Source organism: Spirosoma gilvum (genome assembly GCF_054776815.1).
Genome location: NZ_BAAHBH010000002.1, coordinates 352,451 through 370,178 on the forward strand (window position 1 = coordinate 352,451; position 17,728 = coordinate 370,178).

Consider the following 17,728-nt stretch of genomic DNA (forward strand, 5'->3'; position numbering starts at 1 on the left):
CGCTCTTTCACTCTTTCACTCTTTCGCTCTTTGTATTATGAAAAGTTGGATTGCGGCTGCGCGGCCCCGGACATTGCCGCTGTCGCTGGCGAGTATCATTTTAGGGTGTTTTCTGGCTTCTGCCGATGGTCATTTTAGTTGGCCGATTGCGTTGTTGGCTGCGCTGACAACTATTTTTCTTCAAATCCTATCGAATTTCGCCAACGACTACGGCGATGCGGTGTCGGGAAAAGATACCGAATTGCGGGTAGGTCCGCGCAGGGCAGTGGCTACCGGCGACATCAGCAAAGAGGCCATGATGCGCGGTATTATTCTGATGTCGGTTCTATCGCTGATTAGTGGTATTGGATTACTGGTGGTGGCCTTTTATGGCGCTGGCCCAAAACTCTTCTGGTTTTTTCTGGTAGTAGGGCTCCTCAGCATTGCGGCTGCTATTGGCTATACGAATGGTAAGCGACCCTACGGATATGCCGGATTTGGGGATATTGCCGTCCTGATTTTCTTTGGTTGGGTGGGCGTGCTGGGAACATATTTTCTGCATACACTTTCGTTCAACCCACTGCTTCTATTACCGGCTACCAGTGTCGGGCTTTTTGCAACGGGGGTTCTGAATGTCAACAACATTCGCGACATCGAAACAGATACCATGACGGGTAAACGGTCAATTCCGTCGCGAATCGGTTTATCGTTGGCGATTCGGTATCACTGGGGGCTATTGATTGCTGGTATGGCCTGTGCGCTGGCTTATTCCTTCCTGACGGGAGCGGCCTGGGTGAGTTATCTCTACGTGCTGGCCTTCCCGCTCTTTATTTTGAATGGCCGTGCCATTGCTACGCACAAACGCTCGGCAGAACTTAACCCACGATTGGGCCAGCTTGCCATGAGTACCCTTCTGTTTGTCATCCTGTTTGGAGTCGGGCAGGTATTGTAATTGAAGCTGTTAAAACTTTCCTTGAAAAGCGATTTTTGTCATTCCGACGAAGGAGGAATCTCAACGTTGCTCATTAATCAAGCTTGAGATTCCTCCTTCGTCGGAATGACAAAAATCGCTCATTTTAAGACTATTTTCAAAAGTTTAAACAGCCTCATGGTCAGGGGTAATCAGGTATGGATAAACATTGTTTGTGGTAATTCATTGACTATATCTGACCATCTTTGACCAAACCTGACCATTTATTATTGCCGAACTACTTTCCGAACCAACGTGCCATTGCCAACCTGCACTTTTAGGAGGTAGGTGCCATGGGCATGCGGCATGGGTAAGGATTCGGAAAGTGAACTGGTCGGTGCAAATTGTTTCTGGAGAACAGACCGTCCATTCCCATCCACCAGCGTTACGCTAATTTCTTTTTTCTGAGCAATTGTTAGCTCAACATGAACTATGTCATGGGCTGGGTTAGGATAAACCTTCAGTTGACTATCTGTAAGCCCTTCTTCGGCCAGGGGGAGCAATACCGTAACCGACGCCTGTCCTGAACTGGTACCTTTTCCACAACTGTTTTCGACATTGGCGATCGAATAAACGGTAGATGTTGCCGGTTGAATCGTCAGCGTAAAGGGCGTTACATTGCTCGAAAAGGCCGTGCCATCCGATAAGGTTCCTTTCCAGGGGCCATCGCCCGTAAAGTTGAGGGTGAGGGCGACTGATTCCCCTTTCAATACCGTTGTTGAACCTGCTACTGTAGCAGTTGGTAATGACTTGACGGTAAACGCATCGCTTGGGCTCAGTTGGGCATACGGAATGCCACGCGGACGTACCTGCACGCGATAGCCAGAGCCGGGCGGCAGATTCGCCGGAATCGTGGCTTGTAAGGAGTAGAGCGACCCTGAACCAACAATTCGATTACTCGCGAAATTGCCTGATGCATCGGATAAAAGTACATCATACTGCCAACCGGCGGCTTTGGTGGTATTTTCAGGAGTAGCGGTTACGGCAAATGTACTGCCGACACAAACGGAGGCTCCTGCCGACGTTTTGGCCGTGACTTTAGGCGGGGGGAGCACGTTCACCGTAAACTGGTCAGCCAGACAGTTCTGATTGTCTTTAACCGTAATTGGAAACGTCCCGGCTTTGTCGGCCACGTAGTTGATACTGCGACTGCTTTTTCCATCTGACCAGCGGTAGTCGCCATTCCAGGAAGCTGCGAATTGAAGCGTATCACCATATTCGGCAGTAAGACTTGTGGATTTGCCGGTATTTTTTACCAGCGTAAATCGGTCGCCGATGGAGCCATCTGATAGGAGAAATTGAGCATCCAGCCGACTGTCGTTTACGTCCAGAATCATGGAGCCACCCTTGGTAACATTGTTATAAACCGTGGCTGGATGCGGAAAATCGGGCGATTGGCCACCCAGTTGACCACCCGATCCGTTAATCACATATACAGTGCCCTGCCCTTTCGACAAAATGGGACACGAGTTCGGTGAACCATCATAACGCCCCGAATTATTGTCGACGACATTTTTGCCTTTGTCGAAGGTGTTGGCCAGTCCTTGTAAGCCTTTCAGCCTATAGGTCCGTTCGTAGCCGTGGCTATGACCATTCAGCACCAGATCAACCCCAAACCGCTCCAGAATCGGTGTCAGATTTTCGCGAATGAGTCGCATCGACTCTTCTGTATCGGAATTGTGCCCGCCTTTGCTGTAGGGTGGATGATGAAAAATGACGATGGTCCAAGGCAGTTTATTAGCTGCCAGATCGCGCTTGAGCCACTGTACCTGCGCCGAGGTCGTATCATACAGTCGATACTGGCCATCCTGCCTGCCCTGTGAGTCGAGCGAAATCAGGTGAACGGTGCCGTAGTTGGCTGCGTAGTAGGATTTTGATCCCGATGGAACGCCCCCAGCTTCGCCCTGTTGCGGAAACGAGAACAGATTGTAGTACGCAGTATTGAAATTTGTCTCGCTATCGGCGTAGTCGTGGTTGCCGGGCGTGATAAAAATGGGTGTATTGCGAAGTGTAGGGGCATAAACCGGAAATACCAATTGCTGATATTCCTCTTCCAGCCCGAACGAATAGGCATTATCGCCCAGCCAAAGCCACAGGTCGGCTGGTCGATTGACGGTTGCATTACGATAGGCTTGGTAAACGGCCCGCTGGTTATCGTTGCCGCTCCCAAAGTCGCCCAATACCCACATACGGAACGGGCGCGTATCACCCGTTGGAAGGGCCGTTTTGAACGAATAGTCAGGGCCAGCCGCTAGTTGGGTATCGCCATAGCCAATCGAATACGCATAGCGAGTGGCAGGCTGTAAGCCTGTGAGTGTCAGTATATGTTCCTGCGTTGGCTGGGATTCCTGTATGTTGCCGGTCAACTGATTAGCCGATTGGCCAAACCAGACCCGACCTGTGGTTGGTTGGTCAGTACGCCAGCGAACAACTACCGAGGTAGGTGTTACCACCTGCAAGTAAGGCCCACGAACCAGAGTGGGTGTTTGTGCAAACAGCTGCTGACTGACACAGAGCAGAACAGCCAGGGCTATAAATTTACGGAGTTTCATACGGTGCAAAGAGGGCCACCGTAAAGGTACACCTACCAGACGGAATTTCGGGTCGGTAGGTGTAAATTCATATAGATCAACTCCTTAACTAGCGGTTGTTATGCAACGCCTGATGCATTTTGAGTAGGTTTCGAACAGGCCACTCACTTTGGTTATACGATTCCAACTGGGCTAATTTCATTAGTAACTGACGTTCAATCCGTCGCCGTTCGTCGTTGGGTAGCTGTCGTAGATCGCCGGGTAATTTGTGAAGAACCTGATTTAACTGTAGGCAAGCCGTAGCGGGTAGCGTAAAATGAGCCGCCAGCCGCTCCACATCGGATAGTTTCCATAGATCGGGTTTGCTGCGTCGGTTTCGGATGGCATTGCCACTCAGGCCCACAGCGTTTCCTAATTGCTCATCATTGAGCGAACACTCCCGTAGCCGCCACATCACGGCCTGGTAATTATTAACAAAGGAGTGTAAAGTTGAGCGTAAATAATCTATCAAGGTTATAAATGGTTAAGTGAACGCAGCGAGTAGGTGCGTGCAAATACTACGATCTATAAGATGGGCTAGTAGGATGAGTGCAGATGGCCTTATGTATGCTCGCAGGGGTAAACGAAGCGGCCTATCCATTATAAACTCAGTTAGCGTATATACAACATTCATGCCGTTGTGCATTTTTTATAAGAAAGTATAAATAAGTACGGAGCCGGTAGGAAGGTATATATAAAAAAGTCACTCCTCGGCCGAGGGGTGACTTTAGAAACTATACGTCTCAAAACTTTATGCTTTCAATTGAGAAAACGGACCGTAATAATGGTTAGACGCGTTCGACTTTAAGCCGTAGCTGGAATTCATCCATTTCAATTTCGGTTGCCAACGGTCCGGCGTCCTGGCCGTTCAGATCGCCTACCAAATCGAGCGAAACCGCCTGAACCTCCTGACGGATGTAGTCACGATTGGTTTCGATAGCCTGCGCCAGCAGTTCGTTGTTGCGTTCCAGCTCAATCCGAATCTTGTCCGTTACTGAAAAGTCCCGGTCTTTCCGCAGGTTCTGAATCCGGTTGACAAAGTCACGAGCGATGCCCTCACCCCGTAATTCGTCGGTGACGGTTACGTCGAGGGCAACGGTCAGGCCGCTTTCGCTGGCAACAAGCCAGCCCGGAATATCTTCTGTCTGGATGTCGACATCCGACAGCGAAATGAGGAATGATGAATCTTGAATGACGAATGATTTCTCTCCGTTAGCTTCCAGTTCCTTCAATTCGTCGTCGGTCATGGTCGTGATGGCGGCAGCAACCTCTTTCATTTGCTTGCCAAATTTTGGTCCCAGCGCTTTGAAGTTGGGTTTTACCCGCTTTTTCAAAATGCCACTGGCGTCATCGACAAACTCCACCGCCTTCACATTCACTTCCGACATGATGATGGGGGCAACATGCTCGATCTGCCGACGGGTATCGGCGCTCAATACGGGGATCAATACCCGGCTCAACGGCTGGCGAACTTTCAGTTTATGGCCTTTCCGTAATGAGTGAACCAGCGACGATACACCTTGTGCGGCTTCCATCGACTGTTCCAACTCCGAATTGATCAGCGTTTTATCCGCAACGGGGAAATCGGTCAGGTGAACCGACGTTTGCCCTTCGTTCAGGTTCCGGTACAGCCAGTCGGCATAGAACGGTGCTATAGGCGACATAAGCTGAGCCACTACGCTCAGACATTCGTGTAGTGTTTCGTAAGCGGCCCGTTTGTCAGCCGTCATGTTTCCTTGCCAGAAACGCCGACGCGACAGCCGAACGTACCAGTTCGACAGTTGATCATTAACGAAGTCCTGTACCGCCCGCCCGGCTTTGGTTGGATTGTAGCCATCGAATTGTTCTTCAACCTCCAGCACCAGCGATTGTAGTTTCGACAGAATCCAGCGGTCGAGTTCTGGTCGTTCGGCTACGGGAATGGTACGACCCGTAAACGTGAACTGATCCAGATTGGCGTACAGCGCAAAGAAATTATACGTGTTCGAGAGGGTACCAAACAACTTCCGTTGCACTTCGCCGATACCGTCTACGTTGAACTTCAGGTTGTCCCAGGGTTCCGCATTGGTGATCATGTACCAGCGCGTCGCATCGGGGCCATACTGGTCCAGCGTTTTAAACGGATCGATGGCATTACCCAGCCGTTTCGACATTTTATTGCCGTTCTTATCGAGAACCAGCCCGGTCGAAACCACGTTTTTGAACGCAATCGAATCGAACAGCATACCCGCAATGGCGTGCAGGGTAAAGAACCAACCACGTGTCTGGTCGACCCCTTCCGAGATAAAATCAGCCGGGAAGGCTTTGGCGAATACGTCTTTGTTTTCAAACGGATAGTGCCATTGTGCGTACGGCATCGCTCCCGAATCGAACCAAACGTCGATCAGGTCCGACTCGCGCTGCATGACTTTGCCCGACTCCGATACGAAATACACCTCATCCACATACGGACGGTGCAGATCAAATGTTGAATGATTGAATGATTGAAGGAATGAATGGTTGGCGTCGAAATAGACTTGGTAGTCAGTTTGACCTGCCTGAAGCCATTGATTCAGTTGCTCATTCGCTTTTTCAATCTTTGACACGAGTTCGTCAACAGAGCCAATGCAGACTTCCTCGCCCGTTTCTGATCGCCAGATGGGCAAAGGTGTTCCCCAGAAACGACTACGGCTCAGGTTCCAGTCCACCAGGTTTTCGAGCCAGTTGCCAAAGCGACCCGTACCCGTACTCTCAGGTTGCCAGTTGATAGTCCTGTTCAGTTCAACCAGCCGATCTTTTTTGGCCGTTGTGCGGATAAACCAGCTATCAAGGGGGTAATACAGGATTGGTTTGTCGGTCCGCCAGCAGTGTGGGTAGGGGTGTTCGTATTTCTCTACCCGAAACGCCTTATTTTCCTCTTTCAGCTTGATGGCAATCAGCACATCAGTTGGTCGGAATTCCGGGTCAGCACGTTCTTCATCGGAATAATATTCCTCCTTCACATACCGACCGGCGAAATCCGTGATCTCGTTTACAAACTGACCATGCTTATCGACAATCGGAACCTCCTTGCCAGTCTCATCCTTCACCATAATCGGTGGGATACCAGCCGCCTGAGCTACCCGGAAGTCATCGGCACCAAAGGTTGGCGAGGTATGAACAACCCCCGTACCATCTTCAGTCGTTACGAAATCGCCCAGTATAACCTTAAAGGCAGGTTTATCAGGCTGAACGTATGGCATTAGTTGTTCGTACTCAATGCCTTCGAGGTGTTCTCCTTTAAACTCCGACACAATCGTCCACGGGGCTATTTTGTCGGTGGGTAGGTATGCTTCAAAAGCCGGATGATTGATCGAATCGACTTGTCCCTTTTCAGGTAGCCAACGACCTACTAAGTTTTTAGCCAGCACTATATGGACCAGCCTATGCGTATACGGATTGAACGTTTTGACCAATACGTAATCGATGTTGGCTCCAACGGTCAGTGCCGAGTTGGCTGGTAGTGTCCAGGGCGTAGTGGTCCAGGCCAGGATATACACATCGGCATCGGCCGAGTCGAAAAACAGAAAGCCTGATTTGCCCGTCGGCTTGACCTTGAACTGAGCCACAATGGTCGTGTCGCGCACATCTTTGTACGTACCGGGCATGTTTAGCTCATGTGAACTTAGACCCGTTCCGGCTTTGGGCGAATACGGCTGGATGGTGTAGCCTTTGTAGAGCAGATCCTTGTCGTACAACTGCTTGAGCAGCCACCAGATCGATTCGATGTATTCGTTTTTATAGGTGATGTACGGATTGTCGAGGTCGACCCAATAGCCCATTTTCTGGGTTAGGTCGTTCCACTGGTCTGTAAACCGCATCACCGTTTCGCGGCATTTACGGTTGTAATCTTCAACGCTGATGCCGCCTTCTGATTCGGGTTTGCCGATATGATCTTTCGTAATGCCCAGTTCTTTTTCGACCTGAAGCTCAATAGGCAGACCGTGCGTATCCCAGCCGCCTTTCCGTTCGACCTGAAAGCCCTGAAGTGTTTTGTAACGGCAGAAAATATCCTTAATGGTTCGAGCCATTACGTGGTGAATACCCGGTGTTCCGTTGGCCGATGGAGGGCCTTCATAGAACGTAAACCGGAGCGCCGGACCGTTCGACTTCCCCTCTCGCAGGGAAATCGACTGTTCGAATACCTGATTCTGATTCCAGTAAGTTAACACCTCGGCCGCTAGCTTTGCGTAATCGAGGGATTCGTATTGTTGGTACTTCACGCCTGGCATAATCGAAAGCACAGATCATCCCTGACGACCGTGCGGTTAAAAAATGAGTGCAAAGATACGGAAATTTGACGCATCGGACTGACTAGAAAGTGGTTCAGATTTCGTATTGCCTTTGTAACTAGTCAACAAAGTGCTTTAACCAGAACGTTCACTAACTCGACCGCTTATACAGTTCACCTTGACGAGGCTGTCAATAGCTGCTTACTTTGGGGTTAAGTCAATTAGTTAGTATTACTCAAAATCTGACAGCTAACCATGAAGAAAATTACACTAGTACTCAGCGCCTTTTGCCTGAGTTCTTTAGCCTCGTTTGCTCAGCTTACTTTTCCAGCCGATGGAGGAAACAAAAAAGCAACCGTTTCGGAGCAGATTGGCCTTACCGATGTGACCATTCATTATGATCGACCTGCCGTGAAAGGACGGGAAGGCAAAATCTGGGGGCAACTGGTCCACTATGGCTTCAAGGATTTAGGGTTCGGAACCAGTAAGGAATCGCCCTGGCGAGCCGGTGCCAACGAAAACACAACCATTACATTCAGCACCGATGTCGCTATTGAGGGAAAACCCTTAGCCGCCGGTACCTACGGCTTGCTGATGGGTGTACAAGAAAACGACGTAACAGTCATTTTCTCCAAAAGTACCACTTCATGGGGTAGCTATTTCTACGATCCCAAAGAAGATGTGCTACGGGTCAATGTGAAGCCTTTGAAAGACAGACCATCGGTAGAGCGATTGAAATATGAGTTCACCAACGAGACGGATAGCTCGGCGGTGGTCATGCTGGAATGGGAGAAATGGGCAATTCCATTTACCGTATCGGTCAATCTGGTGCAGACCCAACTGGCTTCCTTACGCAATGAACTGCGGGGCGAAAAAGGATTCCGGTGGGATGCGTATCAGCAGGCGGCAGCCTATACGGCCGACCATAAAACAAATCTGGAAGAGGGCCTACGTTGGGCCGATTATTCCATTAACGGGCAGTTTGTTGGCGAAAAGAATTTCAATACCCTAAGTACAAAAGCTCGACTACTAGCCTTGACGAACCGTACCGCCGAAGCCGATGCACTGATGAAAGAAGCACTGCCTTTGGCCAATATGCAGCAGGCGTATCAATACGGACGGCAACTGATCAATCAGAAGAAATCAAAAGAAGCCCTGGCACTTTTCCAGGAGTTGGCCAAAAAATTCCCAAACGTGTTCATGACCAACATGGGCCTGATGCGGGCTTACTCGGCTATGGGCGATTACAAAGCAGCTACCGACTGGGGACAAAAAGCACTGGCACAGGCCCCCGATGCCAATAACAAAGCCAATGTAGAACGGTTGCTAGGATTGCTGGGTCAAGGGAAAGATGTGAACTAGAAGGTTACCTCACCCCCGGCCCCTCTCCTGTTTTAGGAGAGGGGGGAAAATAGGGCAGTCCTGCTCCCCTCTCCTGTTTTAGGAGAGGGGCCGGGGGTGAGGTGAACGTTAAATAGTCAAAATCACAAACTCGACTCGACGGTTTACTTTACGCTCTTCGTCGGTTCCTTTGGTCAGAATAGGGCGTGTATCGCCGTAGCCTATTGTTTGGATACGGTCAATGTCGATGCCTTTTTGGACAAGATACCGTTGGCAGGCAATCACCCGGTCGCGGGAGAGTTGCAGATTTTTATCGTGATCGCCAATGATGTCGGTATGTCCTTCGAGTCGGATGCTCATGTTCGGGTTGTCCTGCATCATGGTTACGAGTTTGTCCAGTTCGGCGAAGGAAGCCGGTAACAGGTCCGATTTCGACATTTCGAAATAGACGTTTTTCAGCGTCACCTTATCACCCACAGCCAAAGGCGTTAGGGGTATATCGCGAGTAACACTTTTGCCACCCGCCACTTTGCTTAGGTCTAGTACGCCATTAGTCGATTGATAGCCGCGTGCCGACACGATGTAGGTGTAGACCTGTCCTTTCTGCAACGTCATTTTATAGGCTCCTGTCGAGGCAAAACTCTGAACTGAATCGACGGCTGTTTTGCTGGATGATAACTGGTAATCGATGGTAGCTGTAACAGGCCGTTTGTTTTTTGCATCGCTGACTTTACCCGTCACCGTCACAGCCGTAACCTCTGGGGCTGGAGCTGGAGTCGGCTTCGTCTTTGGTGCTTCCATCTCACCACCCGAATTACCGGTAGGTGCGGGGGGAACATCCGACTTCTTTTTAGGTAAGTTTGGTACTGGTACGGGCGTAGGAGCCGTTGGCGGATTATACACGACCGGATCGGCTGGGTTATTGACATATAGGTTATAGATATTCCAGCAGGTGTATGCATCCGAGTGACATTCAAACAGGTCGAAATTTTCCAACCCTTTGTCTAACCGTTGAAAAAATACGGTGAAATTGACTTGTTCACCAGGATAGGTGTTTCGTCCTACGAGTACCCGTTTGCCGGTATTTGGATCGGTGCGCTCCTGCTTTACTGGAATGCCATCAGCGCGGACAAACGCAAACGTTCGGGCGCCATTGGCCGCTACAAGATAGCTAGTAGGATCGAAGCCAATCGTATTACCGGAAGGTAGAACGCGCCCATTTTGATCATACTTTGGTTGAGCATTATCTGTAAATGTCAAATTCAAAATGGTATAATCGGCTGTTAAGCGAATGCTATTCACCGTGACGCCTGGGTCGGCAGCACGACCACTACCCGGCTGATTGCCAGCGTTGGGATAGGTATCGTCGGGTGATTGTTGGCCACTGGATGGATATTGGCTACCACCTGAGGGATAACCCGATGGATAGGAACCCATCATGCAGGACGAAGTGAGTCCGGCCAATAAGAAGAAGAGTAAAGCGCGTTGCCGCATAGGTACAAGAAGTAAATGGTTAATGATCAGGAGTTAACGGGCCGTACAGATTTATTGTGCGTTGAAATTAGGTCGACTGTAGAGGTTTCCTGAATGCCTGAATGAGACGAACAAACCAAAGGATGGTTACAGTGTAGAGGCTATAATCTTTCTAAATGAAGGACTTGAGTAGAGAAGAATAGTAAAAATTGCCCGATTAGCTCTTAGGTATACGATAAACTGTACCTGACTCTTACGATCATGGCATCCGATAAACATACAACTATTTCGCGGAGGGGATTTCTGGATCTGGCGGCCAAAGGCACGCTGGCATCATCGGCAATCATGAGTGGTTTCCCAACGATTGTACCGGCTTCGGTCTTCGGTAAAAATGCGCCCAGCAACCGAATCAATGTAGCCGCTATTGGTACAGGGCGTATCTCGCGTGGACACGACATGCCGGGTGTGTGGCAGTACGACAATGCCCTGATTATGGCGGTCTGCGATCTGGATAGCAATCGGGCCGAGGATGCGAAAAAACTCGTTAATGGGGTGTATGCCAAAAAGACGGGTAAGGACAATTATGACGGCGTTCGGGTTTATACCGATTACCGGGAATTATTACTGAATAAAGACATTGACGCCGTGCTGGTGAGTACACCCGACCATTGGCACGCGCCGATTGTGGTCGATGCGGTACGGGCGAAAAAGGACGTGTATATGCAGAAACCCGCTTCGCTCACCATTGCCGAAGGGCGTATGATGGCCGATGCCGTGAAACAGTCGAAACAGATTGTGCAGGTCGGGAGCCAGCAACGGTCGTCGGAACAGTTTCGCTATGCAGCTGAATTGGTGCGTAATGGCCGGATTGGTGAGCTGAAAACGGTCTATGTCGGTCTTCCGGGCGACCCATCGGGCGATGAAGAGCCTCAAATGCCAGTTCCTAAAAATCTGAACTACGATATGTGGCTGGGTACAACGCCCGAAGTGTATTATACCGAAAAACGAGTACACCCGCAGGTGGGTTACGACCGGCCGGGGTGGTTACGCTGCGAACAGTTCGGTGCCGGGATGATTACGGGCTGGGGAGCCCACCACATCGATTCGGCACACTGGGCGATGGATACCGAATACACCGGTCCGGTCGAAATCTGGGGTAAAGCCGATTTCCCCAAAAGCGGCCTGTGGGATGTACACGGCATCTTCCGTACCGAAGCCATGTATGCCAATGGCGTACACATGATTGTGACCAACGAGATTGCCAACGGTATTCGCTTTGAAGGCACTAAAGGCTGGATTTTCGTTTCACGCGGGGATGGTAGCGTAACGAGTAGCGACCCGATTGCGAAGCAGAATGCCGCCAAGAAACTGGATGCCAGCGATCCTAAACTGCTTACCTCTGTTATCGGACCAAACGAAGTGCATCTGCCTGTTAGTAAGGAACACCACGGAAACTGGCTGGAAAGCATCGTGAGCCGCAAAGAGCCCATTGCACCCGTTGAAGTGGGGCACCGTTCCTGCACGGCTTGTTTGTTGCACCATGCAGCGATGAAACTAAATCGTAAACTCTACTGGGACCCTAAAAAAGAACAATTCAAAAACGACCCTGAAGCCAATAAACTGCTGTCGCGTCCACAACGCGCTCCCTACGCCATTAAGGCGCTGGCTTCGGCGAAGTAAAGTTCAATGTCTCCGTGTTAACGGTTCAGGTTGGTGAAAGATAGGGTACGTTCGCCAACCTGAACCGTTAACACGGAGACTTACGACATTCAACCTGAAACATTAACCAGTTTACCAATGAAACTGCTGCCCACCGTTGGCATTATGTGTATGGCTGCGATCATTACTGCTTGCCAGTCGTCCGAAAAAAGTGAAAAAGCCGGTGACCAAGTTCATCTGATTACGCTCGACCCCGGTCATTTTCACGCAGCCCTCGTTCAGAAAAATAGCCTCGAAGGTGTCGATTCCGTCGTACATGTGTACGCACCCGATGGCCCTGATCTTCAGCTGCATCTGGATAAAATCAACGGCTACAATACCCGGTTCGAAAGCCCAACTCACTGGAAAGAAGAGGTGTATAAAGGCACTGATTTTCTGGAGAAAATGATTGCAGAAAAGAAGGGAAATGTAGTTGTGATGGCGGGTAATAACCGACTCAAAACCGATTATATCAAGAAAACCATCGAAGCCGGTTTTAACGTGCTGGCCGACAAACCGATGGTGATTGAGGCATCGAAATTCGAAGAGTTGAAAGATGCGTTTGCTTCTGCCGAGAAAAACAAAGTTCTGCTGTACGACATCATGACCGAACGGTATGAAATCACAACCATGCTTCAGCGCGCTTTTTCGCAGCAGGCCGATGTATTTGGAACCCTGGAAAAAGGAACGCCCGAAAACCCAGCCGTAACGAAAGAAAGCGTTCATCACTTTTACAAAAACGTATCAGGTAGCATCCTGACCCGGCCAGCCTGGTTCATGGACGTGACCCAGCAGGGCGAAGGTATCGTAGACGTAACCACGCACCTGGTCGATCTGGTCCAGTGGGAGTGCTTTCCCGAGCAAACGATTGATTACCAGAAAGACATCAGCCTGACATCGGCCCGTCGCTGGACCACCGACATGAGCCTGAGCCAGTTCAAAGCCATTACGAAGCAGGAAGCCTTTCCCGATTACCTCAAAAAAGATGTGGTGAAAGACAGCGTCCTGAAGGTGTACAGCAACGGCGAAATCAACTACCAGTTGAAGGGCATTCACGCGAAAGTATCGGTTACTTGGGCCTACAAAGCGCCCGAAGGAGCGGGCGACACCCACTACTCCATTATGCGCGGCACCAAAGCGAACCTGATCATTCGGCAGGGCGCACCACAACAGTACAAACCGACGCTGTACATCGAAGCTGTTCCGGGTAGCAAAGATATGGAAGCGTCTATCAAAACGGTATTGCCTAAAATCCAGCAGGAGTTTCCGGGTGTTGAGGTGAAGAAAATAGCGACCGGATGGGAAGTCATCATTCCCGATAAGTACAAAGAAGGACACGAAGCCCATTTTGGTCGGGTAGCGCAGAAATACCTCGATTACCTTAAGGCGGGTAGTCTGCCTGCCTGGGAAGTGCCCAACATGATTGCCAAATATTACACCACCACCCAGGCACTGGAGCTGGCAAAGAAATCTAAATGATTGAATGATTGAATTGTTGAATGATTGAATCATAAAGTGATACATCAGCAATTCAATTATTCAATCATTCAATCATTCAAAATTGCAATGAACCCAAGAAGAAACTTTATCAAAGAGACCATCAGCACAGCGGCTGGATTGGTTCTTGCGCCCTCGTTATCGAACGAGTTGATTGGTGCGCCAGCTATTGTTCGGTCTACATCGTTGGGCAGTGAGTCGGTGCCGACCGGTGCCGCCCGGATTCGCTTTTCCGTTATTGGCATGAACCACGGACATATTTATGGACAGGTGGGTGCTGTACAGCGGGGTGGCGGTGAACTCGTTTCGTTTTATGCCAAAGAACCCGAATTAGCGGCTGAATTTGCCAAGCGATTTCCGCAGGCGAAACAGGCTAAAAGCGAGGCTGAAATTCTGGAAGATAAGTCCATACAGCTTGTGCTGAGCTCGGCTATTGCCAACGAACGAGCGCCACTAGGCATTCGGGTCATGAAAGCCGGAAAGGATTTTATGTCCGATAAACCGGGTATCACCACGCTTGAGCAACTGGCCGAAGTGCGTAAAGTGCAGAAAGAAACCAAGCGCATTTACTCGATCATGTACAGCGAACGGTTGGAAAATAAAGCCACCGTGAAAGCTGGAGAGTTAGTCAAAGCAGGGGCCATTGGCAACGTGATCCAGACGATTGGGTTAGGACCACACCGCATGACGCCCGCATCGCGCCCAGCCTGGTTTTTTGAGAAAAAGCAATTCGGTGGCATTATCTGCGATATTGCGTCGCACCAGTTCGATCAGTTTCTGTTTTTCACCGGGTCAACCAAAGTCGACATCGTTGCGTCGCAGGTAGGTAATCTCCATTTTCCACAGTATCCGAATTTTGAAGATTTTGGCGATGTGATGCTACGTGGCGATGGCGGTATGGGCTATATCCGGGTCGACTGGTTTACGCCCGACGGACTGAAAAGCTGGGGCGATGGCCGGTTAACGATTCTGGGTACCGAAGGCTTTATGGAACTCCGCAAAAACATCGATCCCGGTGGACGCGAAGGGGGTAATCACCTGTTCATTACCGATAAGAAAGAAACCCGCTACATCGATTGCAGCAAAGAGACGCTACCTTACGGCGAACAACTGGTCAATGATGTACTGAACCGCACCGAAACGGCCATGTCGCAGGAACATTGCTTCCTGGCGACGGAACTGGCCCTTAAAGCGCAGAAAAATGCACAGGTGATTCATTTGAAAAAATAGTAGTTGTTTGAGGTTTCAAGTTGGCTGATGCAAGAAGTTACCGATATGCCAGCTAACTTGAAACCTCAAACTGTAAATCATGAAATGGATTACGCGCGAACGGCCCAAGATCGACCGCATTGCCTGTCCCTGGCTGATCCGACGATTTATTGACACTGATGCCGAGTTTGTGTTCGTTCCCGACGTAGAGGTACTCGAAAAAGCTGCGGTGTTACAAGCCATCCCCTTCGACGTTCCGAATACTGAATTTTCGCACTATGGTAGGCAATGTACGTTCGATTATTTTCTGGCGAAGTACAAACTAACCGATCCGGCGTTGCACGCAATGGCCCCAATTATTCGGGGAGCCGATACCGACGATCACAGTATTGCGCCACAAGTGGCTGGGTTGTGGGCTATTTCGGCAGGGTTAGCTTTTAACCACAAAAACGATCATGAATTGCTGGAGCAGGGCATGATTTTGTACAATGCGTTGTATAGTTGGGCCAAACATCTTCAGCACGAACGGCACACGCAAAACCCTACCGAACATGCATTACTGGATGTATTTAACAGCTATATCAAGACTAAAAAAGGCAAGACGGGCAAAGTACCTGCCTGGATTACCGAGCTGGAAGAGTTGATCCAGGATCATATCGATACCAATCTGACTGTTAGCCTAAAAGGAATTTCGGAAGCCGTACAGCTAAATCCTACCTACGTTTCCCGCGAGTTTGCCAACTACTTCGACAACCTGTCATTTGGTGAATACATTCGTAAGCTTCGAATTGAAAAAGCCATTCATCTACTCGGATCATCGTCGCATAACTTATCCGAAATTGCCTACCTGACCGGCTTTTCGGATCAAAGCCATTTCACCCGGATTTTTAAGAAACATACCGGCAAAAACCCATCCGATTACCGAAAAAGCCTGGGAAAAGGTAAAGAAGATACAAACAGATAATTCTGTTCTATTTTGCAGAAAAGCTCCTTCGTAGCATTGCAGCCGATATGAATTACAGCCTGAATCTATCGGTTTACTATGGTACGTTTTTTAGGATCTATAAAAGCTTATTTTCTCCTGTCAATTGGGTTGGTGATGATCAATCGATCGGTTTCACAAGCGCAGGATACTTCCATTACTTATCCGCGTATAGCCGGGTATGTGGGACTACTACACCCGCTGATTACTGTTAGTTCGGAGGGGACGCAGGGCAATTTTGGTGATTATTATATTGTGGGATTGCCAACGGGGATCAATATCTGGAAAAGTCAGAAAATTGGTTTCTCGGCAGAATTTGTCCCGTTGGTCCGGGCTGAAAACGGTAGCAGTCGGATGGTTAATTTTCTGTTTCATCCAGGTCTACTGGTCAATCTGGGACATGGCTATACGTTTGTTGGGCGGGCCGCTTTCGAGACGGCGGGGCGTTATGGATTTACACCCGTATTGAACAAGGTAGTGAAACGAAATGCCGCCAGTTCATATTTTGTGGCTGTACCGGTTCCAGTGCGCTTCGGTAATGATCGACCCGCTTCTGTAACGATTGGTTTTCAGTTTGGCATTGGGTTTTAACAAAGCAGGCAATGGAAACACAACCTGTTTACTCGCTTCGACAACTTTCGGCCTATTTTTTACGGCTGGGTGCCATTGGTTTTGGCGGCCCGGTCGCTTTGGTTGGCTATATGCACCGCGATCTGGTGGAAACCCGCCAATGGATTTCGGACGAAGATTATAAAGAGGGTCTTGCTCTGGCCCAATTGGCCCCCGGTCCCCTGGCGGCTCAATTGGCTATTTATATGGGGTATGTGCATTATGGGATTCTGGGCGCTACCTGGGTTGGACTGGCGTTTGTATTACCTTCGTTTCTAATGGTCGTTGCCATTGGGTGGGCGTATGTCCGCTTTGGCGGATTGCCGGGCATGCAGGCTATTTTTTACGGAATCGGGGCTGCTGTAATTGGCATTATCACCATCAGCACCTATAAGCTGGCTAAAAAATCGTTGGGACAACAGCGATTGCTATGGGCAATTTTTGCGGTATCGGCCGTGCTGACCATCTGGACGAAGGATGAGAATATCTGGCTGTTTCTGGGGGCTGGTGTACTGGTCTGGCTAGTTAAATCACCTCCTCAAATTCGTTCCTCAATCTCCAATACCCTGACCACTCCGGCTTTGGGATTTTTAACACAGATACTACCCACTGGCTATTCGGGTAACTTGTTTAAAATGGGTCTGTTCTTTGCCAAAGCGGGCGCATTTGTCTTCGGGAGCGGGCTGGCCATTGTACCGTTTCTGTACAGTGGTGTCGTAAAAGAGTACGGCTGGCTTACGGAACAACAGTTTTTAGATGCCGTAGCGGTTGCCATGATCACGCCAGGGCCGGTGGTGATTACCGTCGGTTTTATTGGTTATTTGGTCGAAGGCTTTCCGGGTGCCTGCACGGCTGCACTAGCCACGTTTTTGCCTTGCTATGTCCTTACTGTGTTACCGGCTCCTTATTTTCGTCGGTATGGTAAACTACCTGCACTCAAGGCTTTTGTGGATGGCGTAACGGCGGCTGCGGTTGGGGCTATCGCGGGTGCCGTGGTTATATTGGCCCAGCGTTCGCTCGTTGATTGGCCTGCGGTAGGCATTGCCTTACTAAGCGGCTATTTACTTTGGCGTGTAAAATGGATCCAGGAACCCTATCTGATTGCCGGGGCAGGCCTGTTAGGTATTCTTCTTAAAACCATTCTTTAGTC

Annotated in this window: 12 protein-coding genes; 8 read left to right on the forward strand and 4 right to left on the reverse strand. The window is 49.7% G+C overall.

Going from position 1 to position 17,728, the window contains the following annotated elements; all coding sequences use genetic code 11:
• The first annotated feature begins 37 nt into the window (after positions 1 to 37).
• Entirely contained in the window at positions 38 to 931 is an 894-nt protein-coding gene (locus ACYVFD_RS06245; protein WP_461088917.1) for a 1,4-dihydroxy-2-naphthoate polyprenyltransferase, read from the forward strand.
• A 245-nt stretch (positions 932 to 1,176) separates the two neighbouring features.
• On the opposite strand, the gene ACYVFD_RS06250 is transcribed toward ACYVFD_RS06245, so the two are convergent.
• The 3 genes from ACYVFD_RS06250 to ileS form a co-directional block, all read right to left on the reverse strand.
• The gene (locus ACYVFD_RS06250; protein WP_461088918.1) at positions 1,177 to 3,501 is read right to left on the reverse strand and encodes a metallophosphoesterase; all 2,325 of its coding nucleotides are present in this window, start codon (positions 3,499 to 3,501) and stop codon (positions 1,177 to 1,179) included.
• 88 nt (positions 3,502 to 3,589) lie between these two features.
• A complete protein-coding gene (locus ACYVFD_RS06255; protein WP_461088919.1) occupies positions 3,590 to 3,991 on the reverse strand; it encodes a hypothetical protein in 402 nt (133 codons plus the stop codon).
• A gap of 316 nt (positions 3,992 to 4,307) precedes the next feature.
• Complete coding sequence (ileS, locus tag ACYVFD_RS06260; protein WP_461088920.1) at positions 4,308 to 7,769, reverse strand: isoleucine--tRNA ligase; 3,462 nt, start codon at positions 7,767 to 7,769, stop codon at positions 4,308 to 4,310.
• A gap of 255 nt (positions 7,770 to 8,024) precedes the next feature.
• On the opposite strand from ileS, the gene ACYVFD_RS06265 reads away from it, so the two are divergent.
• Entirely contained in the window at positions 8,025 to 9,131 is a 1,107-nt protein-coding gene (locus tag ACYVFD_RS06265; protein ID WP_461088921.1) for a DUF2911 domain-containing protein, read from the forward strand.
• A gap of 108 nt (positions 9,132 to 9,239) precedes the next feature.
• Here the strand turns inward: ACYVFD_RS06265 and ACYVFD_RS06270 are convergent, their stop codons facing one another.
• Complete coding sequence (locus ACYVFD_RS06270; RefSeq protein ID WP_461088922.1) at positions 9,240 to 10,604, reverse strand: OmpA family protein; 1,365 nt, start codon at positions 10,602 to 10,604, stop codon at positions 9,240 to 9,242.
• Positions 10,605 to 10,844: 240 nt separating this feature from the next.
• On the opposite strand from ACYVFD_RS06270, the gene ACYVFD_RS06275 reads away from it, so the two are divergent.
• The 6 genes from ACYVFD_RS06275 (at position 10,845) to ACYVFD_RS06300 (ending at position 17,726) form a co-directional block, all read left to right on the forward strand.
• On the forward strand, positions 10,845 to 12,263 hold the full coding sequence (locus ACYVFD_RS06275) for a Gfo/Idh/MocA family protein (RefSeq protein ID WP_461088923.1): 1,419 nt from the start codon (positions 10,845 to 10,847) through the stop codon (positions 12,261 to 12,263).
• A 117-nt stretch (positions 12,264 to 12,380) separates the two neighbouring features.
• Positions 12,381 to 13,760 (forward strand): putative oxidoreductase C-terminal domain-containing protein, encoded by a 1,380-nt coding sequence (locus tag ACYVFD_RS06280; protein ID WP_461088924.1) that lies wholly within the window; start codon positions 12,381 to 12,383, stop codon positions 13,758 to 13,760.
• Between the two features lie 87 nt (positions 13,761 to 13,847).
• Positions 13,848 to 15,008: a Gfo/Idh/MocA family protein gene (locus tag ACYVFD_RS06285; protein WP_461088925.1), complete on the forward strand. Its 1,161-nt coding sequence runs from the start codon at positions 13,848 to 13,850 to the stop codon at positions 15,006 to 15,008.
• A gap of 79 nt (positions 15,009 to 15,087) precedes the next feature.
• The gene (locus ACYVFD_RS06290) at positions 15,088 to 15,951 is read left to right on the forward strand and encodes a chromate resistance protein ChrB domain-containing protein (RefSeq protein WP_461088926.1); all 864 of its coding nucleotides are present in this window, start codon (positions 15,088 to 15,090) and stop codon (positions 15,949 to 15,951) included.
• 78 nt (positions 15,952 to 16,029) lie between these two features.
• A complete protein-coding gene (locus ACYVFD_RS06295; protein WP_461088927.1) occupies positions 16,030 to 16,560 on the forward strand; it encodes a hypothetical protein in 531 nt (176 codons plus the stop codon).
• A gap of 11 nt (positions 16,561 to 16,571) precedes the next feature.
• On the forward strand, positions 16,572 to 17,726 hold the full coding sequence (locus tag ACYVFD_RS06300; RefSeq protein ID WP_461088928.1) for a chromate transporter: 1,155 nt from the start codon (positions 16,572 to 16,574) through the stop codon (positions 17,724 to 17,726).
• Positions 17,727 to 17,728: the final 2 nt, after the last annotated feature.

What these genes read in the sequence shown, in the direction of transcription:
- ACYVFD_RS06300 (WP_461088928.1), top strand. Translation starts at nt 16,572, where the DNA reads ATGGAAACACAACCTGTTTACTCGCTTCGACAACTTTCGGCCTATTTT.
- ACYVFD_RS06265 (WP_461088921.1), top strand. Translation starts at nt 8,025, where the DNA reads ATGAAGAAAATTACACTAGTACTCAGCGCCTTTTGCCTGAGTTCTTTA.
- ACYVFD_RS06295 (WP_461088927.1), top strand. Translation starts at nt 16,030, where the DNA reads ATGGTACGTTTTTTAGGATCTATAAAAGCTTATTTTCTCCTGTCAATT.
- ACYVFD_RS06270 (WP_461088922.1), bottom strand. Translation starts at nt 10,604, where the DNA reads ATGCGGCAACGCGCTTTACTCTTCTTCTTATTGGCCGGACTCACTTCG.
- ACYVFD_RS06245 (WP_461088917.1), top strand. Translation starts at nt 38, where the DNA reads ATGAAAAGTTGGATTGCGGCTGCGCGGCCCCGGACATTGCCGCTGTCG.
- ileS (WP_461088920.1), bottom strand. Translation starts at nt 7,769, where the DNA reads ATGCCAGGCGTGAAGTACCAACAATACGAATCCCTCGATTACGCAAAG.
- ACYVFD_RS06250 (WP_461088918.1), bottom strand. Translation starts at nt 3,501, where the DNA reads ATGAAACTCCGTAAATTTATAGCCCTGGCTGTTCTGCTCTGTGTCAGT.
- ACYVFD_RS06275 (WP_461088923.1), top strand. Translation starts at nt 10,845, where the DNA reads ATGGCATCCGATAAACATACAACTATTTCGCGGAGGGGATTTCTGGAT.
- ACYVFD_RS06280 (WP_461088924.1), top strand. Translation starts at nt 12,381, where the DNA reads ATGAAACTGCTGCCCACCGTTGGCATTATGTGTATGGCTGCGATCATT.
- ACYVFD_RS06290 (WP_461088926.1), top strand. Translation starts at nt 15,088, where the DNA reads ATGAAATGGATTACGCGCGAACGGCCCAAGATCGACCGCATTGCCTGT.
- ACYVFD_RS06285 (WP_461088925.1), top strand. Translation starts at nt 13,848, where the DNA reads ATGAACCCAAGAAGAAACTTTATCAAAGAGACCATCAGCACAGCGGCT.